This window comes from Streptomyces sp. NPDC048420 (assembly GCF_040651535.1).
Lineage (GTDB): Bacteria > Actinomycetota > Actinomycetes > Streptomycetales > Streptomycetaceae > Streptomyces.
On the sequence record NZ_JBEZKG010000007.1, the window covers coordinates 210,455 to 230,636 of the forward strand.

Sequence of the window (20,182 nt, forward strand, 5' to 3'; positions counted from 1 at the left end):
TTCATCACCTGGCTCTCCCACCTGAACGGATTCCTGGACTCCACATGATCAGTCGCAGAAAGATACTGGGCGCGACGGCCGGCGGCCTGGGCACCGCCGCCGTACTGTCGCAGGTCGCACCGGTGACCGGCCTCGCGAGCGCCGCCACGCCGACCGCCGAGACCTCCTGGAGCTCGCTCGCCGCGCAACTGAACGGCGAGTTGGTACTGCCGGCCGACTCCGGCTACGCGGTCGCCAAACAGCTCGAACTGGCCCAGTACGACGTGATCAACCCGCAGGCCATCGCCTACTGCGCCAACGCCGCGGACGTCGCGACAGCCATCAGCTACGCACGGGGCAAGGGTCTGGCCGTCGCCGTGCGCAGCGGCGGGCACAACTACGCCGGTGTCTCCACATCGAAGGGGCTCGTCATCGACGTGTCCCGGATCAACGCGATCAGCGTCGGCTCGGAGACGGTCACCATCGGCCCCGGCTCGCTCAACGTCGACGTCCTCAACGCCCTTGCCGACAAGGGGTACGCGCTGAGCAGCGGCGGCTGCGCCACCGTCGCGGCCGGCGGGTTCCTGCAGGGTGGCGGTCTGAGCTTCATGACCCGCTCACTGGGCGTCGGCTGCGACTCGGTGCGTTCGGCTCAGGTGGTCCTGGCCGACGGCCGCACGGTCACGGCGTCGGCGAGCCAGAACAGTGACCTGTTCTGGGCGATCCGCGGCGGTGGCGGCGGCAACTTCGGCATCGTCACGTCGTACACCCTCAAGCACCACGTCGTGGGTGACCTGCTGGTCTCCTACCTCTTCTTCCCCTACGAGCGTTCCGCCGAGGTGCTCGACGGCGCTGGCCGGTGGCTCGTGAACGCGCCTCGCACCATCACCGGTGGCACGTACATCACGCTGCCAAACGCCAAGCCGGGCGCCGTGCCCACCACCACGGTGACCCTGGTCTCGCGGGGAACGTCGGCCGAACTGGCCGCCGAGACCGCCCGGTTGCTGGCCCTGACCGGGCAGCCGGCCGGTCGTCAGGACATGACGGTGTCCTACCGGGACCTGATGATGAACATCTTCGGCTGCGGCAGCCTGAGCCAGGACGCCTGCCGCCGCTCCGAGAAGACCCCCGCCGGCAAGCTGACCCGCCCCGCCTTCGGCGTCGAGCGGATGCGCATGGTCACCGACCCGCTGCCGACCGGCGGCTGGGCCGAGGTCATGCAGGCCTTCGACGGACAGCGTTCGGCCGGGCAGATGCGCACCCTGGAAATGCACTGGTTCGGTGGCGTGGCCAACGACCTCACGGCCGGCGCCACGGCCTACCCCCACCGCGACACGCTGTTCTGCGTCAGCTACCGCTCGACGATCGCCGACCCGGCGGCCGCGACCGCGGCCAACAAGAGCGTGGCGCAGAGCTGGGCCGACGCGGGCTTCAACGCGATCGACCCGTATTCCAACGGCGGGACCTACGTGAACTACATGGACCCCGCGCTGTCGGACTGGAAGCAGTCCTACTACGGCGACAACTACGCGCGCCTCGTGACGATCAAGAAGAAGTACGACCCGGCTCGATTCTTCACCTTCCCGCAGTCCGTCGGCGCGGCCTGACGTACCCCGGTGGCGTGGCACCCGCGGGTGTCACGCCACCGGGCGGCGCCTCCCCGGACACCCCTCCCCGGACACTCAACGAAAGGCTGTGACCGCAGTGCAGTCCGCCACCAGCCAGATCCCTCCCTCCGCCCGGATCCTCCAACTCGCGATGTCCAGCTGGGTCGCGGCCGCCGTCAGCGCGGTCGCCGAACTCGCCGTGGCCGACGCCCTGGCCGAAGGGCCCCGTGACGTCGGCCGGTTGGCGAAGGAGCTCGACGTCGACCCCACCAACCTGTACCGGCTCCTGCGCACCACGGCCGATCTCGGACTGTTCGAGGAAGGCGAGGGCCGGGTCTTCGCCCTGACGGAGGTCGGCCGGGCCCTGCGCAGTGACGCCCCTGACTCCATGCGCAACTTCGCCCGCTGGGTGAACACCGCGGCGGAACGCTTCACCTGGACCGGACTCGCGGACTCCGTGCGCACCGGCCGCTCCGTCTTCGAGAGCGTGCACGGCAAGCCGGTCTGGGAGTACATGCTGGAACACCCCGAGGTCAACACGCTGTTCGACCACGCGATGACGGACACCTCGTCCCAGGTGACGGCGCCCGCGGTGGCGTCCTACGACTTCAGCGGGTTCCGCAAGGTGGTGGATGTCGGCGGCGGGCACGGCCAGTTCCTCGCGGCGATCCTGGAAGCCAACCCGGGTGTCGACGGGGTGCTGTTCGACCAGCCCGAGGTCGTCGCGGGCGCCGGGGCCGAGTTCGACAAGGCCGGTGTGCGGGACCGGGTCGAGGTCGTCGGCGGTGACTTCCTCGCGTCGGTGCCGGCCGGCGGTGACGCCTACGTCGTGGTGAACGTCCTGCACAACTGGGAGGACGACAAAGCCGAGTTGATCCTCGGCGCGATCCGAAAGGCGATGACGGACGACGCCCGGGTCCTGCTCGTCGAGGCGGTGATGCCACCGGAGGGCACCGAGGCGCTGACCGTCAAGCTCATGGACCTCAACATGATGGCGCACGCGGACGGGGTCCAGCGCAGCGAGGCCCAGTACACCGAGCTGTTCTCCCGCGTCGGTCTGAAGCTGTCCCGCGTCCTGCCGGGCGGCGGCCTGTGCAGCATCGTCGAAGCGGTGCGGGCCTGAGCCGGCACCGCCGGGGACCGGGCGGGTGTCCGACTCACCCGGTCCCCCCGACCGTCGTCCGGTCAGGGACGGCGTCCGTACCAGCCCACGAGCCGGTCGATGGCGGGCGCGTCGTCGGGAACCTCGACCACGGGCCCGAACGGGACCTGGCCGCCCCGCGGTTCGGCCGGCACGGCCTGCTTCATGGCGGCCAGCGGGCCGGCGAGCATCGCCGGATCCCACTCGGGGCTCTGGCCGGTGGCCTTGACCAAGTCCCAGGCGTGCAGGACGAATTCGTTGGTGTAGATCACCGCGGCGGCCGCACCCGGAACGGGCCCCCAGGGCAGACCGATCTCGCGCCCGAGTACGGCGTCGTCGGACCACACCGTGTCGAACTCCTTGCGGGACACCGCGAAGGCCTCGGCCCACCGGCCGTCGGCGACGTCCTGGGCGAAGTGCGGAACGCTCATGAACGAGCCGCCCGTGCCCATGACGGTGAGTCGGCGCACGACGGAGACCAGGTGGTTGGCCATGTCGCGGACCGAGAACTCCGGGCACGGAGTGACGGTGTCGTACTGCTCGGGGCGCAGGGCGGCGAGGGTGCCGCCGACGAGGTCAACGGCCTTGAACAGGCCCTGTCGTGGGTCCACACCGACGTGGGAAGAAGTAGTCATGTCCAGCAGCATCACTGTAAAACCGGCCATCTAGTGGACTGTTCTGCAAAAGGATGAAAAATGAAGGCAGATCGTCTGGTGGCGACGCTCTTACTGCTTCAGGCGCGCGGGCAGGTGACCGCACGCGAGGTGGCCCGGGAGCTGGAGGTTTCGGAGCGTACGGCACGGCGCGATCTGGAAGCGCTGGGAACGGCCGGCGTCCCCGTCTACTCGCAGCGTGGCCGTGGCGGCGGCTGGCAGCTGGTCGGCGGCGCCCGCACCGATCTGACCGGCCTGACCGCCGGCGAGACCGAAGCGCTCTTCCTCGCCACCGCACTGCCCTCGCCCTCCCCCGAACTCCGGTCGGCGTTGCGGAAACTGATGCGTGCGCTGCCCGCGCCGATGCGCTCTCGCGCGGAGGCGGCCACGCGGTCCGTCATGGCCGATCCGCAGGACTGGTCGCGGACGGAGGAAGGCGCGGGTGGTGAACACCGGCGCGCGCTGGAGCGGGCCGTTCTCGACGGGGAACAGGTCGTGCTCGGCTATGCCCCGCCCGGCCGGACGCCGACCGAACGGACCGTGCACCCCCTGGGTCTGGTCTCCAAGTCCGGCCGCTGGTACCTCGTGGCGACCCAGGACGCGGGGGGCCGCCCGCGCACCTTCCGGCTCGGCCGGATCCTCTCCGTCACCCCGGTCGGCGAACCGGCCCACCGCCCCGACGGCTTCGAACTCACCTCCACCTGGGGCGAGTTGACTCGCCGGATGGACGAGCGCATGTCGTCGGCGACGGTGTACGGACGGGCCGACAACGACGTCCTGCCCCTGCTTTCCCAACTGTTCGGCGGACGACTGCGCGTCACGGACACGCAGCCCGACGGACGCGTCGGCTTCACCGTCGACGGCCCCTCGACACAAGCCCTGACGGCCCGGCTGGCCGGACTGGGCGAGCGAGTCGAGGTCCTTGGACCTCCCGAGGCGCGCGAGTCGCTCGCACGGCTCGGGAAAACTCTCGTCGCTGCGTACGGCGGGTACCAGACGGGAAGTCACTTTCCCCTAGGTACCTACTATTCCGCGGATGCTAACGTCCAGAACGTGCCGGCCAGGAGCACTGTGCGGCCCGTACGGCGCGGCTCCTCCGCAGCGGCGACCTCACCCAACCCCCACTCTTCAGGGAGCTCTTCATGATCGTTGTCACCGGTGCCACCGGCAACATCGGCCGTCCGCTCGTCGCGGCGCTGGCCGAGGCGGGCGAGGATGTCGTGGCCGTGTCGCGCAACGCACAGCCCGACGGCCTTCCCGCCGGCGTCCGCTCCGCTCAGGCCGATCTGGGCGACTTCGCGAGCATCAAGCCCGTCCTCCAGGGGGCCGACGCCTTCTTCATCCTGCTGGCCGGCGAGCTCAACGGGCCCGGCGAGGCGGCCGTGAACCTGATCGACATCGCGAAGGAGGCCGGCGTCAAGCGTGTCGTCCTCGTCTCCTCCCAGCTCGCCGGTACGCGGACGGACACCGCCTCGCACAACCGGCTGCGCGAATTCGAGGCCGCGGTCCGCGAGTCGGGCCTGGAGTACACGATCCTCCAGCCGGCCGGCTTCGCCTCGAACGCCTACGCGTGGGTCGAGTCGGTGCGAGGCCGGCGCACGGTGTTCGCCCCCTTCGGCGATGTCGCGCTGCCCGTCATCGACCCGGCGGACATCGCCGACGTCGCGGTCGCCGCGCTGCGCGAGGACGGTCACTCCGGCCAGACGTACGTCCTGACCGGCCCCGAGGCCGTCGGTCCCCGGCGGCAGGCGGCCATGTTCTCCGAGGTCCTCGGCGAGGAGGTGACGTACGTGGAGCTGACCCGCGAGCAGGCCACCGAGGCGATGTCCCAGTTCATGCCCGAGGCGGTCGTCAAGGGCACCCTCGACGTCCTCGGTTCGCCGCTCCCGGTCGAGCAGAAGGTCTCGCCGGACGTGGAGAAGGTCCTCGGCCGTCCGGCCCGCCCCTTCAGCGAGTGGGTCGCGCGCAACCTGCCGGTCTTCAAGTAGCGGCACTCCGGCCCGGCCGGACATGAACCGCCGCCGGGTACCCGCTGTGATCGTTCCCCCGCGGCAGCGCGTACCCGGCGGTTTTCAAGGGAGAGGAACCCTGGCGTGACACAGGACCTGACCGCGCACACCGGAGCGCTCGTCCTGCGGACGGGGCAGCTGTTGCAGGCCGTCCGTCAGGCATCGGGCGAGGCGGGGGACCCGGCCCGACTGCCCCTCCCCCTGGCCAAGGACGTGAGAAGCGCTCTGCAGGACATGGCCGAGATGTGCAGGGCACTGGGAGCGGAAGCACCGCAGCCGCTCCACGGCGCGGATCTCGAACGGTGCGCGGAACACCTCGACCGGGCAGCGGGACGCTGGACCTCGATCCTCATGAACGACATGTGCCTCGGGGGCGACTGACGCGGGCCTGCGCTCCCCGCGCATGGCCTCGCAAAGCGGCGGCGCAGGTTGACGGCCGAGGAGGGACCGACGCGACGCGCGAGGGTCTCCACGGGCAGGCCGGTCTCCTCTCCAGCAGGGCCCGGGTGGCGGCGATCCACCGGTTCAGCCCCGCCGGTCGACCGTGCAACGGACCTACGACAGCGCCGCCTGGTCCCGCGACTGAAACCCACCCGCACCGCTCCGAAGCGCGGGGCCGTATCCACGTGCGGCTGCGCCGCGTGGGCGGCGCGAGAAACCACGCCGGCGCGCACCCGCCGACCATCCCATCGCGGCACCCCAGGAGGCGCTACCTCTTCACCAGCGCCCGTTCCTCATGGGCTTCCGCCGCCACCGCGACCATCCGACCCCGAGGCCCCTGGAAGACGTACGACAACCCGAACCCACCGGCGACAACCACCGCGCCCCCCACCGCATCCAGCACCCAGTGATTCCCGGTGGCCACGATCGCCGACACCGTGAAGAACGGATGCAGCAGCCCCAACGCCTTCATCCACCACCTCGGCGCGATGATCGCGATCACCACCCCGCACCACAGCGACCACCCGAAGTGCAGCGAGGGCATCGCCGCGTACTGGTTCGTCAAAGCCGTCAGCGTCCCGTAGTCCGGCTTCGAGAAGTCCTGCACCCCGTGCACCGTGTCGATGATCCCGAGCGCCGGCATCAACCGGGGCGGAGCCAGCGGATACAGCCAGAACCCCACCAGAGCCAACAGCGTGGCGAAGCCGAGCGACGCCCGCGCCCAGCGGTAGTCCACCGGCCGCCGCCAGTACAGAACGGCCAGCACGCTCAGCGGCACCACGAAGTGGAAGGACTCGTAGTAGAAGTCGAAGAAGTCGCGCAGCCAGCCCACCTTGACGACCGCGTGGTTGACCCAGTGCTCGATGTCGATGTGCAGCCACCGCTCCAGATCGTGGATCTGGTGACCGTGCTTCTCCGCCGTGGCCCGCCCCGCCGAGTTGCTGCCACCGGTCGCCGCGAGTCTGACCTGCTGGTAGGCGGCGTAGGTGACACGAATCAGCAGGAGTTCGAGCAGCAGGTTCGGCCGCGTCAGCACCCGCCGCAGGAACGGCAGCAGCGGCACCCGTCCGAACCGCGCGGGCACCGGCGCCGCGTACTCCGTCGGGATCGGCGACCGGTAGTAGGGCGAGGTCCGGGACAGGAACGGGATCACCGTGGCGGCGGCGAGGGCCGCCAGCAGCACCACGTTGTCCCGCAGCGTGTACAGCGCCGAGATGTTCGGCAGCATCATCTTCGCCGGCAGGGTCATCACCACGACGACGGCGACCGGCCACACATACCGGTCGGAGGCCCGCTTGCCGACCCGCCCGACGACCGCGAGCAGCACCCACAGCAGCTGGTGCTGCCAGGTGGTCGGCGACACGGCGATCGCCGCGCACCCGGTGATCGCGACGGCTAGCAGCAGCTGCCCGTCGCGCGCGTACCCGACCGCCCGCCGTACGCCGAGGGTGGCGACGGCCGCGCCCAGCACCAGGAAGAGCGCGATCTCCAGCGGCCCGTTCAGACCGAACCGCAGCAGCAGCCCGTGCAGCGACTGGTTGGCGAGGTCGTCGGCGGCGCCGCCGAGGCCGGTGCCCGCGATGTGGTGCACCCAGTAGGTGTACGAGTCGTGCGGCAGCACGGCCCAGGCGAGCGCGGTGCTCGCGGCGAAGGTCGCCCCCGCGGTCAGCGCGCCCCGGCGGCGGCCGGTGAACCAGAGCAGGGCCGCGAAGAGCAGAACCGTGGGCTGGAGGGCGGCGGCGAGTCCGATGAGCAGGCCGCTGACCCGCTCACCGCGGACGGTGAAACAGGCGACGAGGACCAGCAGGACCGGGATGATGCTGGTCTGCCCGAGGTAGAGCGTGTTGCGCACGGGCAGCGACAGCATCAGGAGGCTGATCGCGACGGGCGCGGCGAGCAGGGAGACCCGGCGGCCGACCGGCTGGGGCAGGGCGCGGGCGGCGACGAGGCCGAGGGCGACGACCAGGAGCAGGGTGCCGAAGGTCCAGCCCCAGCCGAGGGCCTGTTCGGCGGCACGGGTGAGCGGCTTCAGGACAAGTCCCCCGAACGGGGTACCGGTGAACTGCGTCGAGTCGTACAGCGAGCCCTTCACATGCAGGACACCGTCCGGGCCGACCCAGGTCTCCAGGTCCGTCAGCCGCTCGCCTCTGGGCGTACCGAGGACGACGGCCACCTGTCGTACCGCGAGTATGGCCGCCACCAGCCACAGGGCGAGCCTGGCCGCGCGCAGCCGCGCGTGGACCTCCGTGGTCCCACTGTGCTCCGCATTCGCCACGCCTCGTCGGCCTCTCGTCCCGTCGTGCCACGCGTCCATGAGGAGGGACGCAGGCAACCCCGGATTCACCTGACGTCCGCTCTCGTTTTGTCCGAATGACGATAGTCCGCCGTGCGTGCCGTCGCTCATCCACGGCGCGAGATGGATCACATGCAAACGGCAAAGCCGGGTATCGGATCAAGGACCAAGTACCTGCACACACCACGTTTATGCACACACGGTGACCACAGGGGACCGCACGTGATCCCGGCAAGTCCCCTTATGGTCGCTTTTTGCCCTTGTCCCCGTCGAAAGGCAGGCGAGCGAAGTTTTGCCGAGTGCCCCAGCCCTCCCCCCGACCGTTCACACCCGCCACGTTCCCGACACGCCCGACACATCCGACACGCCCGAACCCACCGTCGTCGACCCGGCCCTCGTGAAGCGCGCCGTGAAGGCCGCCGCGCTGGGCAACGCCATGGAGTGGTTCGACTTCGGTGTCTACAGCTACATCGCCGTCACCCTGGGCAAGGTCTTCTTCCCGTCCGGCAACCCGACCGCCCAACTCCTGTCGACGTTCGGCGCCTTCGCCGCGGCCTTCCTGGTCCGCCCGCTCGGCGGCCTGGTCTTCGGCCCGCTGGGCGACCGCGTGGGCCGCCAGAAGGTCCTCGCCGTGACCATGATCATGATGGCGGCCGGCACCTTCTCCATCGGCCTGATCCCGTCGTACGCCACGATCGGCGTCGGAGCGCCCCTGCTGCTCCTGCTGGCCCGCCTGGTCCAGGGCTTCTCCACCGGCGGCGAGTACGCGGGCGCGTCCACCTTCATCGCCGAGTACTCCCCCGACAGGAAGCGCGGATTCCTCGGCAGCTGGCTGGAGTTCGGCACACTGGCCGGATACATCGCCGGCGCGGGCCTGGTCACGCTGATGACCGCCCTACTGTCCACCGAGGACCTGGTGTCCTGGGGCTGGCGGATCCCGTTCCTGATCGCGGGCCCGATGGGTGTCATCGGCCTGTATCTGCGGCTGCGCCTGGAGGAGACACCGGCGTTCGCGGCCGAGACCGAGAAGGCCGGGTCGAGCCGCCCGAAGGTCCCGCTGCGCGAGATGCTGACCGGCCAGTGGCGAGCGCTGCTGCTCTGCGTGGGCCTGGTCCTGGTCTTCAACGTCACCGACTACATGCTGCTGTCGTACATGCCGAGCTATCTGACCAGCGAGCTCAAGTACGACGAGACGCACGGCCTGCTCGTCGTCCTCGCCGTGATGGCGCTGATGATGGTCGTCCAGCCCTTCGCGGGCGCCCTGAGCGACCGGATCGGCCGCCGCCCGGTGATCGCCGCGGGCTGCGCGGGCTTCCTGTTCCTGTCCGTCCCGGCCCTGCTGCTGATCCGCCAGGGCAGCCTGTTCGCGATCGCGCTCGGCATGGGCGCGCTGGGCCTGCTGCTGGTCTGCTTCACGGCGGCGATGCCGTCCGCCCTGCCGGCCCTCTTCCCGACCCGGGTCCGCTACGGCTCCCTCTCGGTCGGCTTCAACATCTCGGTGTCCCTCTTCGGCGGCACGACCCCGCTGGTGGTGACGGCCCTGATCGGCGCGACCGGGAACATGATGATGCCCGCGTACTACATGATGGCCGCGGCCGTGATCGGCGGTGTGGCGGTGTGGTTCATGACGGAGTCGGCGGGACGGCCGCTGCCGGGCTCGCCCCCGCAGCGGTAAATCCACTGACAGCGACCTGGTGCCGGACTATATTCATTAGCGCAGCTAGTTAGCCACTCTAACTAGACATATGAAAGGCACAGGTGCATGAGCGAGTCGCAGCTCTGGGACGACGTCGACGACTACTTCACCACCCACCTAGCGCCCGAGGACGAAGCACTCCGGGCGGCCGTGCGCGACAGCGAGGCCGCCGACCTCCCGCACGCCGCCGTCACGGCACCACAGGGCAAGCTCCTCCAGCTCCTGGCCCGGATCCAGGGCGCCCGCACCATCCTGGAGCTGGGCACGCTCGGTGGCTACAGCACCATCTGGCTGGCCCGCGCCCTGCCCGCCGACGGCCGCCTGGTCTCACTGGAGTACAGCCCGAAGCACGCCGAGGTCGCGTGCCGCAACATCGCCCGCGCGGGCCTCGACAAGATCGTCGAGGTCCGCGTCGGCGCGGCCCTGGACTCCCTCCCCCAGCTGGCCGACGAGAACCCGCCCCCCTTCGACCTGGTCTTCATCGACGCCGACAAGGGCAACAACCCGCACTACGTGGAGTGGGCGCTCAAGCTCACCAGCGCGGGCAGCCTGATCGTCGTCGACAACGTCGTACGCAACGGCAGGGTCGCCGACCCGGACAACCCCGCCCCCGACGTCCAGGGCACCCGCACCGCCATCGAACTCATCGGCGGGCACCCGAGGTTGAGCGCGACGGCGATCCAGACCGTCGGAAGCAAGGGCTACGACGGCTTCGCGCTGGCCCGGGTGCTGGAGTGACCCGGTTCCTGGAGTGACCCCGGGTTTCACACCTCGTGGTAGAAACCGACGTTGACGCTGCGCGGGGCGGTGCGGTCGCGGATGATGATCTCGCCGTTGCCGCCCCTGGGCAGGGTCACGCTGCCGCCGTAGACCAGCGGTTGGGCGTACGCCCCGGCCACCAGCTGTACCTCGGACGAGGGATCGGGCTGCGAGCCCTGCAACCAGGTCACCTGCCAGACGCCCTCGGGCCCGCACAGGAACTCCAGGTGCACCCGGGAGACGAACAGCCAGTCGTCGGGCGTCGAGAGCCGGCACACCGACTTGTCCCGGCCCACGCGCAGCACGGTGCCCGGGTCACTGGGCGCCTCGGCCATCTGCATCCCGGCCGTGGCACCCTCCTCCGCCGCGGTGACGACGGCCATGGTGAGTTCGAGCACGTGCGCTCCTCCTGAAAGGTCCTTGCGCGGCAACCCCGTTGACCTGCCGCCGCCGCATGATAAATCGCCCGGCACGGCGGTGTCCGGTGCAAGGTACCCAAGACCGGCCCGCCGCCCGACTCCGGGCGACAGGCCGGTCGTACATCTGGACCGCGGGTCAGCTGTGCAGCAGCCGCTCCGTCAGCTCGCGGTAGTCCCGCAGCACCAGCCGGAGTTGCTCGGTGTCACCGGCAGTCGTGGCCTTGCCCTCACCGGCGTCACCGGTCTGCCAGGAGCTGCGCAGCGTACGCCGACGCTGCTTCACCGCGTCGGCGAACCGGGCGGCGGCCTCCTCCAGTACGTGGTCGGCCTCCTCGACGGCGGACCTGGGCTCGTCCACGAACCCGGCGACGGCGTGCTGGAGCCGCATACCGAGCTTGTCGCACTCGTCGTGCGGCAGCAGCCGCGACTCGTGCGCAGAGGCGCTGTGTACGTCCGCCCCGGCGCTGGAACCGGTGTTCCGTCCCTGCGCGGTCTCACGGCCCGAAGGCTCGCTGTCACGACCGAAGCCTCCGGCCTCACGGCCGAAGCCGGAGGCCCTGTCGCCGCCGGGGGTCGAGGCACCGCCGAAGCCGCCCTCGCCGCCCGGCGAGCCCTCGGCCCCCCGCGCACCGTCCCGGCCGGTCGCCGTCGGGGCGCCCGGCACCGGCTCACGGCGCTCACCGCGAGTCGTGTCCGCGGAGCGGCCCGTCGCCGGGTCCACGTCCGGCGCCTGCGCGTCGGTGGGAGCCATTAGGGGGCTGCGCCCGCCCGTGCGGTCGTCCCTCATGTCCTTGCCGGTCCTGTCTGCGGCATCCGCCATGTCGCTCAACTCCCCTTCGCGTGGCGCCTGTTGAATGCCCACGGCAGGTGGCCCCGGCCGTCGCTGCGACCGTCGCGCGGCTGACCCGCGTGGGTGTGGGACTCACCGGTGGGTGTACGGGACTCCTCGCGGCTCCGGGCCGGTCCGACGAGGTCCTCGAAGAGGGCTCGCGCCTCGAGCATGGCGGCGCGCATCTCCTCCGTGTCCTCCCGGCCGTCGCCGTCCCGTCCTGCGTTGGCTCGGGCCCCCGCGACGGCGTGCACGCGCCGGTAGCCGTGCACATGGTCCGCGTGGTGCACGGACAGCGCGGCGAACTGCTCCTCGTACTGCTCGCCGTCCGGGAACCCCCGGGCCTTGGCGATATCGGCGAGCAGCCGGTCCGCCTCGGCGACGGCCTCCCGGGGGGAGTCCACGAAGCGTTCCTGGGCGGCCGTCCAGCGGTCCTCGTACCGCTGGCGTTCCGCCGGTTCAAGGGGCTGCTCGCGCAGGGATCCGTGCCGCTCGACGCGCTCCGCGAGTTCGCGCTCGGCGGCCTTCTCGTCCCCGTCGTGCCGTGCCACGGCGCGGCCGTACTCGGGCCCGAAGCGTCGCTTCAGGCTCCGGCCGTGCTGCGGGCCACGGCCACGCAGGGTAAGGACGGCCGCCACGACGAGGACGGCCGCCACGATCACGATCAGAGCGATGATCAGGCCTGTTGACATGTCTGCCGGGTTGCCTCGAACAACTGCTTCAAACCGCCTCCGCATATGTGTACGCGACGAGGAGCGACTGCGGGCCGGTGGGGGCCGGTCGCGCGGTTCCCACCGAACCCGCAGCCGAAAGACAACCTCACCTCACCCCCGACCCACCATGCGGCTGCTCCCGATCCGAACCGCACAGCTCGTCGTTCAGATCCTTCACCAGCTGGGTGAGATCCGTCGGCCGCTCCGGCCCCCACCAGTCCCCCAGCAGCTCCGCGAGCGACGCCTCCCGAGCCTCCGCGAGGTCCGCGGCGACCTCCCGCCCCCGTGGCGTGAGCAGCAGTTCCAGCCCGTCCCGCGAGGCCAGCCCCCGCTCCTCCACCTGCCGCGCCGCCTCGATGATCACGCGCAGCGGCACGGTGGTCCGCTCGGCGAGCAGCGCAGGCTCCACCCACCCGTATCTCCGCATCCGCAGCACCAGCCAGCTGGCGCTCGGCAACAGGTCGTACCCCGCACGAACCGTGATCTTCCGATAGACCTCCCGCCGCCCCTCCCGCGTCCCGAGCACCGACAGCGCCCGGCACACCTCGTCGTACGACGACCGCTCCACCGGATTGCTGGCGAGCGTCTCGGTGACGTCGGGTGCCGTGACGGACCCCCGCAGCCGGTCCTCCTTGAGGAACCAGGCGAGCACGAACCCGAGGAACGCGACGGGCGCGGCGTACAGGAAGACGTCGGTGATCGACGCGGCGTACGCGTGCAGTGCCTCGGGACGTGCCGAGGCCGGCAGCTCCGCGAGCCCCCGGGAGTCGGACTCCAGCCCCGGCACCGAGACCCCGGGCGGCAGTTGGACCCCGCGCAACGCGTCGGCCAGCTTTTCTCCGAGCCGGTTCGCGAAGACCGTCCCGAAGATCGCGACGCCGAACGAGGCCCCGATGGACCGGAAGAAGGTCGCCCCGGAGGTGGCGACGCCGAGATCCTCGTACGAGACGGCGTTCTGCACGATCAGCACGAGCACCTGCATGACCAGGCCGAGCCCCAGCCCGAACACACAGAAGTACGCGCTCATCACCCACGTGGCACTGGTCTCGTCGAGTCGGTGCAGAAGCAGCAGCCCCAGTGTGGTGACCGCGGTGCCGGCCACCGGGAACACCTTCCACCGCCCGGTGCGGCTGACGATCTGCCCGGAGACGGTGGAGGACAGCAGCAGCCCGAACACCATGGGCAGCATGTGCACACCGGACATGGTCGGCGAGACTCCCTGCACCACCTGGAGGAAGGTCGGCAGATAGGTCATCGCCCCGAACATCGCGAACCCGATGATGAAGCTGATCACCGCGGACAGGGTGAAGGTCCGGATCCGGAACAGCTTCAACGGCAACACGGGCTCCGCGGCCCGCCGTTCGACCGCCACGAAGACGACCGCGAGCAGCACGCCCGCCACCGCGAGCCCGACGATCTGCGGCGATCCCCATCCCCATGTCGTGCCGCCCAGCGAGGCCACCAGCACCAGACAGGTGGCGACGGCGGCGATGAGGAAGGTCCCCAGGTAGTCGATGACGTGCTTCGTCGACTTGCGCGGAATCCGCAGCACCACGGCGATCACGGCGAGCGCGACCGCGCCCACCGGCAGATTGACGTAGAACACCCACCGCCAGCTCAGATGCTCGGTGAACAGCCCGCCCAGCAGCGGCCCGAGGACACTCGTCGCCCCGAACACCGCCCCGAACAGCCCCTGGTAGCGCCCGCGTTCGCGCGGCGGGACGAGGTCGCCGACGATCGCCATCGACAGCACCATCAACCCGCCGCCGCCCAGCCCCTGCAGCGCCCGGAAGGCGATCAACTGGGCCATGTCCTGGGCCATTCCGCACAGCGCCGACCCGATCAGGAAGATCACGATCGCGGTCTGGAACAGCCGCTTGCGCCCGTACTGGTCGCCGAGTTTGCCCCACAGCGGGGTCGCGGCCGTGGAGGCCAGCAGATACGCGGTGACGACCCAGGACAGGTGGTCCATCCCGCCGAGGTCGCTGACGATGGTGGGCAGCGCGGTGGACACGATCGTCTGGTCCAGCGCGGCGAGCAGCATCCCGAGCAGCAGGGCCCCGATCGAGACGAGGACGTTGCCGGACACGTGCGGTTCCCGCGCGTCTCGCACATTCCCCGTCATATCGTGCGCATCCGCTGCCATGAAGTCCTCCCGGGGCTCTCGTTATTTTTCCATCGTGGTCGGTGTGACCGTTTATGGCCTGTTGAGTCCTGTTGGAAGCAGGCATTCCGGGGGCTTCCGTGCGCCGACTGTGGAGGGGTTCTGCATAATCTCTGGGGTTTGTGAGGGGAGGGACGAACACATGGCGGAGTCGAACAGCCACCAGTGCCCGGAGTGCGGGGCGCCGAGAGGGGCCGACAACACCCCGTCCTGCGGGTGCACCCAGCGCGCGTCGGACGCGCTGCGCGACGCGCGTACGGCGGAGGCGGCCGCGGCGGAGGACTTCGATCCGCTGCGCATACGGCCGTACGTGGAACTGGACGACGAGACGGCACCGGTGCCGAGGGTGCCCGCACCCGCGCCGGACGCCACGATGCCGCTGCGTGCCGTGCCGGCCCGGCCGAACCCCTTCGACCTGAGCCTGTTCGAGGCGGACGCCGTTCCCGGCCCGGCCGCCGAGGAGCGACCGCGCCGCACCCGACGCCGTACGGTCCTCCTCGCCACGGCCGGAGCGGTCGTGGCCGTGGTCGCCGCGGCCGGCTTAGCCAGCGGGCTGTTCGCGTACGAGTCGCCGTCACGGGACGAGGCGGCGCCGCGGGACGTACGCCCGGCGGTCCCGGACTCGACCACGACCCCGGCGCCGGTGTCGCCGTCCACGAGCACGGAGTCCGTACGGCGGCCGTCCTCGGTGCCGTCGTCTCCTACGGCGAGCGCGAGTCCGTCGGTGTCTCCGTCACCGTCGCGGTCCAGTGCCTCTCCGACACCGTCCCGGCCGGCCGAACCCACGGCGAGCCCTACGGCCTCCGCCGCGACGGACTCGGCGGCGGACTCGGATGCGGTGGTGGCTCCGCCGGTTCTGCGGCGGGGGTCGGAGGGGGCGGAGGTGGTTGAGCTCGAACTGCGGCTCACTCAGGTCGGGCTGTACTCGCGGAAGGCGAGTGGGCACTACAACGAGGGTGTCGAGGACGCGGTGAGCCGGTATCAGTGGGCTCGGGGGATCCAGGTGGCGGAGTACGGGGTGTATGACCTGGTCACTCGGGAGCGGTTGGAGTCGGAGACCGCGGAGCCATAGGTCGTTTTTCGGGTGCGGCCGCGGTGGGGGCTGGTCGCGCAGTTCCCCGCGCCCCTAAAAACATCTACCTCACGTAGAGCTGAAACGAGCCGTCTCCCACCGGCTCCACCCTCACCTGCGTCAAGTCCTGCACCACGACGTCCGGCCCGTGCGCGCCTGCGCGTGCACCAACCCCCACCACCCGCATCCCCGCCGCCTTACCCGCCGCGATCCCCGCCCCCGAGTCCTCGAAGACCACGCAGTCCGCCGGAGCCACGCCCAGTTCTGCCGCGCCCTTGAGGAACCCCTCGGGGTCCGGCTTGCTCGCGCCCACGGATTCGGCCGTGATCTGGATCTCCGGCAGCCCCAGTCCGGCCGCGGCCATCCGCGCCGCGGACAGGGGAACGTCGGCCGAGGTCACCAGCGCGTGCGGCAGTCCCGCCAAGGACGCCAGGAACTCCGGGGCGCCCGGTATCGCCACGACCCCGTCCACGTCCGCGGTCTCCTCCGCGAGCATGCGCGCGTTGTCCGCGAGGTTCTGCTCCACGGGACGGTCCGGCAGCAGGGCGGCCATCGTGGCGTGGCCCTGGCGACCGTGGGCGACCTTCATGACCTCGTCGGCGTCCAGCCCGTGGCGCTCGGCCCAGCGGCGCCAGATGCGCTCGACGACGGCGTCGGAGTTGACGAGCGTGCCGTCCATGTCGAGCAGAAGGGCGCGGGCGGTGAGCACGGCGGGGGCGGCGGTGGCCGTCATCGGCAACTCCAAGCGCAGACGGAAGAGACAAGGCGGCCCCGCCCGCCGGTCAGGGAAAACGGGCGGAGGCCACTTTGTTTCTCTACGGTACAAAACTGGAGGCGGTTCCCGCCACCGACCCCGGAAACCGCCCGCAAATCGCCCGGAAATCGCCCGGAACAGTTCACCGGCCGTTCAGCTCATCCGGCCACGGCCTCCCCCAGGCTCCACACCCCGAGCCCCAGCATCAGCAGCGCCGCGACCCTGGTGATCAGCTTCAGCGGTACCCGCTTCATCAGGGCCTTTCCGCCGACGATGCCGAGTCCGGCGACCGCCCACAGCGCGAGGACCGCACCCAGGCCGACGGAGAGCGGGTCGTCGTAGCGGGCCGCGAGGTTCGCCGTCATGATCTGGGTGAGGTCCCCGAACTCGGCGACCAGGATGAGCATGAACCCGGCCCCGGCGACCTTCCAGAAGGACTGGCCCTCGGGATTGCGGATCTCCTCGTCGTCCTCGTCCTTCTTCATCAGCAGGACGGCCGCGCCGCCCAGGAAGAGCACACCGGTGAGCGCCTGAACGATCTGCTGCGGCAGCAGGGTCAGGACGCTTCCGGCCGCGACGGCGAGCGCGACATGCAGCGCGAACGCGGCGGCGACGCCCGCGAAGACGTAGGAGGCGCGGTAGCGGGTGCCGAGGACGAGGCCTGCCAGCGCGGTCTTGTCCGGGAGTTCGGCCAGGAAGACGACGCCGAAGACGACGGCCGTCGCGGTAAAGCTGATCAAGGGTCCTCAATCGGTCGGGGCCACCCCACCGAGAGTGTTCCTGCGAAACGACGCCTCGGCACGGCAGCACACAGTCAGTGCACTACTGGCCGAAGGTCTCGCTGGCCGGTCCCTGAAGACCTGCCTCCGGGCGCCGGCTCAGACGAGCTGAGCAGTATGTCGACGGTCCGGCGAAGAGCTACTCCCCTTCAACGCCGTCAATCCTACGTGATCGTTTCGCCATAAACCTTGTCGTGTCATGTCCACGTCATTAACTTCTCACCGTACGCACATCTCCCCGCAACACGGAGCCGCGAGCATTCAACCGCTCGCGCTCCAACACCCCCACCCCCCAAGGGAGTTCGCATGCCGAAGTTCTACGCGCGTCGACGGCTCAGCATACTCGGCGCGCTCACCGCGCTCATAGCCTCCGTCGCGGTTCTCAACGGCCCGACCGCCTCCGCCGCCCTCCCCACCCCGGTCAGCGCGGCCACCGCCCGCACCTACCTCGCCTCGCTCACCGTGGCCACCGAGAACCGCACCGGCTACGCCCGGGACCTGTTCCCGACGTGGATCACCATCAGCGGCACCTGCAACACCCGTGAGTACATCCTCAAGCGGGACGGTACGAACGTCGTCACCGACTCCGCCTGCGCCTCCACCAGCGGCAGCTGGTACTCCCCGTACGACGGCGCCACCTGGACCGCCGCCTCCGACGTGGACATCGACCACCTGGTCCCGCTCGCCGAGGCCTGGGACTCCGGCGCCAGCGCCTGGACCACCGCCCGTCGCCAGTCCTTCGCCAACGACGTCACCCGCCCCCAGCTCATCGCGGTGACGGACAACGTGAACCAGTCCAAGGGCGACCAGGACCCGGCCACCTGGATGCCCTCGGTCACCTCGTACCGCTGCACCTACGTCCGCGCCTGGGTCCAGGTGAAGTACTACTACGACCTCTCCGTCGACTCCGCGGAGAAGACCGCGCTCACGAACTACCTCGCCAACTGCTGACGATTGCGTGACCGGAATCTCCCCGCGAACCTCCGTCGTTCCGTACCGTACGGGGCGACGGAGGAGGATCACGTGGCTGATCTGCGGGTGGGACCACTGCTCAGGTACGTCGACGGCTCGTCAGCGACCGTGTGGGTCGAGACGAGCCGTCCGTGCACCGCCGAGGTGCGCTGCTCGGACGGCACCGGCGGCGAGACCCACACCTTCCAGATCGCGGGCCACTACTACGCCCTCGTCCCGGTCGGCGGCCTCACCCCGGGCACCGAGCGGTCGTACGAGGTGTTCCTGGACGGCACCCACGTGTGGCCGCCTGCGGACTCGCCCTTCCCGCCGTCCGTGATGCGTACGCCCTCCGAGGACGAGGCCGTCCGCGTCGCCTTCGGCTCCTGCCGCTGGGCCGCGCCCCCGAAGGGCGAGAAGGACCCCGTCGGCCCGGACGCCCTGGACACCCTCGCGGCCCGGATCGCCGCCGACCCGGACGGCGAACGGCCGGACGCCCTCCTGCTCCTCGGCGACCAGGTCTACGCCGACGAGACCTCCCAGGCCACCCGCAAGTGGCTGGCCGCCCGCCGCGATCCGAGCGAGCCGCCGGGCAACCAGGTGGCGGACTACGAGGAGTACACCCACCTCTACTACGAGTCCTGGCTCGACCCCGAGGTGCGCTGGCTGCTGTCCACCGTGCCCAGCTGCATGATCTTCGACGACCACGACGTCATCGACGACTGGAACACCTCCGCCTCCTGGGTCGAGGACATGCGGGCCGTCCCGTGGTGGCGGGAGCGGGTGCTGAGCGGTCTGATGTCGTACTGGGTGTACCAGCACCTGGGCAACCTCACCCCCGCCGAGCTGGCCGCCGACCCGCTCTACGCCTCCGTACGCGAATCCCCGGACGGCACCGACGAGTTGCGCGCCTTCACGTGCAGGGCCGACGCCGAACCGGCCTCCGTGCGCTGGAGCTACCGGCGCGACTTCGGGCGGGTGCGGCTGGTCATGGTGGACTCGCGCGCGGCCCGCGTCCTCGACGAGGAGAGCCGGTCGATGCTGGACGCCGGCGAGGCGGAGTGGCTGCGCGACCAGGTGCTCGATGAGCGCGGTTCCTACGACCACCTCCTGATCGGCACCTCGCTGCCCTGGCTGCTGCCGCATCTGGTGCACGACGCCGAGGCGTGGGACGCGGCGCTGTGCCGGGGGGACCGCGGGGCGCGCTGGGCCCGGTTCGGGGAGGATCTGCGGCGGAAGGCGGACCTGGAGCACTGGGCGGCGTTCCCGACGTCCTTCGCGGCACTGGCGGACCTGATCGCCGAGGTGGGCTCGGGACCGGAGGCACCGGCGACGGTGCTGGTGCTGTCCGGGGACGTGCACCACGCGTACGTGGCCGAGCCGAAGTGGCACACCGGCGGACCGGACGCACGCGTCCTCCAGCTCACCTGCTCCCCCGTCCACAACTCCGTCCCCAGCTGGATCCGGTTCGGCTTCCGTTTCGGCTGGAGCGCGACGGCCCGGGCGCTCGGACGGCGGCTCGCCCGGCACGGACGCTGTGAGCAACCGCCGGTCTCCTGGCGGCACACGGGCGGCCCCTGGTTCGGCAACCAGCTCATGACGCTGACGCTGCACGGCCGTTCGGCCCTGCTCCGGCTGGAACAGGCGCGGGAGTCGGGTGCGGGGCGGCCGCGGCTGGTGAAGGTCTCCGAGTCCGAACTCACCGGCGAGAGCGGCCGCGAGGCGTCCCGGCTCCCCCGATAGCAGATTCGGACATGCTTTCGGTCGCCGACACGGGCGGCGAAAGCCGTTCTACGTGCGGCTGCCAGTGAAACGGAAGGGACAGCAGGGGCAAACGACTGGCTAAAGTTGAACTTGAAAGCGTCAGTTAGGCACACCTAACGTGGATGACTCACTCGGTTCCATCCCCCTGGGGCGACCCCC

18 protein-coding genes are annotated in these 20,182 nt (G+C 70.5%); 10 read left to right on the top strand and 8 right to left on the bottom strand.

What is annotated here, in order from left to right; translation table 11 throughout:
• Positions 1 to 44: 44 nt before the first annotated feature.
• Complete coding sequence (locus AB0D34_RS14490) at positions 45 to 1,586, top strand: FAD-dependent oxidoreductase (RefSeq protein ID WP_362661314.1); 1,542 nt, start codon at positions 45 to 47, stop codon at positions 1,584 to 1,586.
• Positions 1,587 to 1,674: 88 nt separating this feature from the next.
• Positions 1,675 to 2,709 (top strand): methyltransferase, encoded by a 1,035-nt coding sequence (locus AB0D34_RS14495; RefSeq protein ID WP_362661316.1) that lies wholly within the window; start codon positions 1,675 to 1,677, stop codon positions 2,707 to 2,709.
• 62 nt (positions 2,710 to 2,771) lie between these two features.
• On the opposite strand, the gene AB0D34_RS14500 is transcribed toward AB0D34_RS14495, so the two are convergent.
• Positions 2,772 to 3,362, bottom strand: a complete 591-nt coding sequence (locus AB0D34_RS14500; RefSeq protein ID WP_362661318.1) for a TIGR03086 family metal-binding protein — start codon at positions 3,360 to 3,362, stop codon at positions 2,772 to 2,774.
• A gap of 60 nt (positions 3,363 to 3,422) precedes the next feature.
• Here AB0D34_RS14500 and AB0D34_RS14505 point away from each other — a divergent pair, with 60 nt between their 5' ends.
• The 3 genes from AB0D34_RS14505 (at position 3,423) to AB0D34_RS14515 (ending at position 5,770) form a co-directional block, all read left to right on the top strand.
• Entirely contained in the window at positions 3,423 to 4,526 is a 1,104-nt protein-coding gene (locus AB0D34_RS14505; RefSeq protein ID WP_362661320.1) for a YafY family protein, read from the top strand.
• On the top strand, positions 4,523 to 5,368 hold the full coding sequence (locus tag AB0D34_RS14510; protein ID WP_362661322.1) for an NAD(P)H-binding protein: 846 nt from the start codon (positions 4,523 to 4,525) through the stop codon (positions 5,366 to 5,368). The genes AB0D34_RS14505 and AB0D34_RS14510 overlap by 4 nt, the downstream gene beginning before the upstream one ends.
• Positions 5,369 to 5,473: 105 nt before the next feature.
• Positions 5,474 to 5,770 (top strand): hypothetical protein, encoded by a 297-nt coding sequence (locus tag AB0D34_RS14515; RefSeq protein ID WP_362661662.1) that lies wholly within the window; start codon positions 5,474 to 5,476, stop codon positions 5,768 to 5,770.
• Between the two features lie 328 nt (positions 5,771 to 6,098).
• Here the strand turns inward: AB0D34_RS14515 and AB0D34_RS14520 are convergent, their stop codons facing one another.
• Positions 6,099 to 8,105 carry a bifunctional glycosyltransferase 87/phosphatase PAP2 family protein gene (locus AB0D34_RS14520; protein WP_362661324.1) on the bottom strand — a complete coding sequence of 669 codons (2,007 nt, stop codon included), beginning with the start codon at positions 8,103 to 8,105 and terminating at the stop codon, positions 6,099 to 6,101.
• Positions 8,106 to 8,415: 310 nt separating this feature from the next.
• On the opposite strand from AB0D34_RS14520, the gene proP reads away from it, so the two are divergent.
• Together proP and AB0D34_RS14530 are read left to right on the top strand one after the other, a co-directional pair.
• Positions 8,416 to 9,798: a glycine betaine/L-proline transporter ProP gene (gene proP / locus AB0D34_RS14525; RefSeq protein WP_362661326.1), complete on the top strand. Its 1,383-nt coding sequence runs from the start codon at positions 8,416 to 8,418 to the stop codon at positions 9,796 to 9,798.
• 87 nt (positions 9,799 to 9,885) lie between these two features.
• Positions 9,886 to 10,557, top strand: a complete 672-nt coding sequence (locus AB0D34_RS14530; RefSeq protein WP_362661328.1) for an O-methyltransferase — start codon at positions 9,886 to 9,888, stop codon at positions 10,555 to 10,557.
• Between the two features lie 26 nt (positions 10,558 to 10,583).
• Here the strand turns inward: AB0D34_RS14530 and AB0D34_RS14535 are convergent, their stop codons facing one another.
• From AB0D34_RS14535 to AB0D34_RS14550, 4 genes are all read right to left on the bottom strand, one after another.
• On the bottom strand, positions 10,584 to 10,976 hold the full coding sequence (locus AB0D34_RS14535; protein ID WP_362661330.1) for a hypothetical protein: 393 nt from the start codon (positions 10,974 to 10,976) through the stop codon (positions 10,584 to 10,586).
• Between the two features lie 157 nt (positions 10,977 to 11,133).
• Positions 11,134 to 11,817 carry a hypothetical protein gene (locus AB0D34_RS14540; RefSeq protein ID WP_362661332.1) on the bottom strand — a complete coding sequence of 228 codons (684 nt, stop codon included), beginning with the start codon at positions 11,815 to 11,817 and terminating at the stop codon, positions 11,134 to 11,136.
• A gap of 5 nt (positions 11,818 to 11,822) precedes the next feature.
• Positions 11,823 to 12,518, bottom strand: coding sequence for a hypothetical protein (locus tag AB0D34_RS14545; protein ID WP_362661334.1), 696 nt, complete (start codon positions 12,516 to 12,518; stop codon positions 11,823 to 11,825).
• A 127-nt stretch (positions 12,519 to 12,645) separates the two neighbouring features.
• Positions 12,646 to 14,685, bottom strand: coding sequence for an MDR family MFS transporter (locus AB0D34_RS14550; protein WP_362661336.1), 2,040 nt, complete (start codon positions 14,683 to 14,685; stop codon positions 12,646 to 12,648).
• 160 nt (positions 14,686 to 14,845) lie between these two features.
• Between AB0D34_RS14550 and AB0D34_RS14555 the strand changes: the two genes are divergently transcribed.
• On the top strand, positions 14,846 to 15,775 hold the full coding sequence (locus AB0D34_RS14555; RefSeq protein ID WP_362661338.1) for a peptidoglycan-binding domain-containing protein: 930 nt from the start codon (positions 14,846 to 14,848) through the stop codon (positions 15,773 to 15,775).
• Between the two features lie 64 nt (positions 15,776 to 15,839).
• Here the strand turns inward: AB0D34_RS14555 and AB0D34_RS14560 are convergent, their stop codons facing one another.
• Complete coding sequence (locus tag AB0D34_RS14560) at positions 15,840 to 16,508, bottom strand: HAD-IA family hydrolase (RefSeq protein ID WP_362661340.1); 669 nt, start codon at positions 16,506 to 16,508, stop codon at positions 15,840 to 15,842.
• Between the two features lie 179 nt (positions 16,509 to 16,687).
• The gene (locus AB0D34_RS14565; RefSeq protein WP_362661342.1) at positions 16,688 to 17,269 is read right to left on the bottom strand and encodes a TMEM165/GDT1 family protein; all 582 of its coding nucleotides are present in this window, start codon (positions 17,267 to 17,269) and stop codon (positions 16,688 to 16,690) included.
• A gap of 345 nt (positions 17,270 to 17,614) precedes the next feature.
• On the opposite strand from AB0D34_RS14565, the gene AB0D34_RS14570 reads away from it, so the two are divergent.
• The gene (locus AB0D34_RS14570) at positions 17,615 to 18,259 is read left to right on the top strand and encodes an HNH endonuclease family protein (RefSeq protein ID WP_362661344.1); all 645 of its coding nucleotides are present in this window, start codon (positions 17,615 to 17,617) and stop codon (positions 18,257 to 18,259) included.
• Positions 18,260 to 18,331: 72 nt separating this feature from the next.
• Positions 18,332 to 20,002 carry an alkaline phosphatase D family protein gene (locus tag AB0D34_RS14575; protein WP_362661346.1) on the top strand — a complete coding sequence of 557 codons (1,671 nt, stop codon included), beginning with the start codon at positions 18,332 to 18,334 and terminating at the stop codon, positions 20,000 to 20,002.
• Positions 20,003 to 20,182: the final 180 nt, after the last annotated feature.

What these genes read in the sequence shown, in the direction of transcription:
- AB0D34_RS14490 (WP_362661314.1), top strand. Translation starts at nt 45, where the DNA reads ATGATCAGTCGCAGAAAGATACTGGGCGCGACGGCCGGCGGCCTGGGC.
- AB0D34_RS14500 (WP_362661318.1), bottom strand. Translation starts at nt 3,362, where the DNA reads ATGACTACTTCTTCCCACGTCGGTGTGGACCCACGACAGGGCCTGTTC.
- AB0D34_RS14505 (WP_362661320.1), top strand. Translation starts at nt 3,423, where the DNA reads ATGAAGGCAGATCGTCTGGTGGCGACGCTCTTACTGCTTCAGGCGCGC.
- AB0D34_RS14510 (WP_362661322.1), top strand. Translation starts at nt 4,523, where the DNA reads ATGATCGTTGTCACCGGTGCCACCGGCAACATCGGCCGTCCGCTCGTC.
- AB0D34_RS14530 (WP_362661328.1), top strand. Translation starts at nt 9,886, where the DNA reads ATGAGCGAGTCGCAGCTCTGGGACGACGTCGACGACTACTTCACCACC.
- AB0D34_RS14540 (WP_362661332.1), bottom strand. Translation starts at nt 11,817, where the DNA reads ATGGCGGATGCCGCAGACAGGACCGGCAAGGACATGAGGGACGACCGC.
- AB0D34_RS14545 (WP_362661334.1), bottom strand. Translation starts at nt 12,518, where the DNA reads ATGTCAACAGGCCTGATCATCGCTCTGATCGTGATCGTGGCGGCCGTC.
- AB0D34_RS14550 (WP_362661336.1), bottom strand. Translation starts at nt 14,685, where the DNA reads ATGGCAGCGGATGCGCACGATATGACGGGGAATGTGCGAGACGCGCGG.
- AB0D34_RS14555 (WP_362661338.1), top strand. Translation starts at nt 14,846, where the DNA reads ATGGCGGAGTCGAACAGCCACCAGTGCCCGGAGTGCGGGGCGCCGAGA.
- AB0D34_RS14560 (WP_362661340.1), bottom strand. Translation starts at nt 16,508, where the DNA reads ATGACGGCCACCGCCGCCCCCGCCGTGCTCACCGCCCGCGCCCTTCTG.
- AB0D34_RS14570 (WP_362661344.1), top strand. Translation starts at nt 17,615, where the DNA reads ATGCCGAAGTTCTACGCGCGTCGACGGCTCAGCATACTCGGCGCGCTC.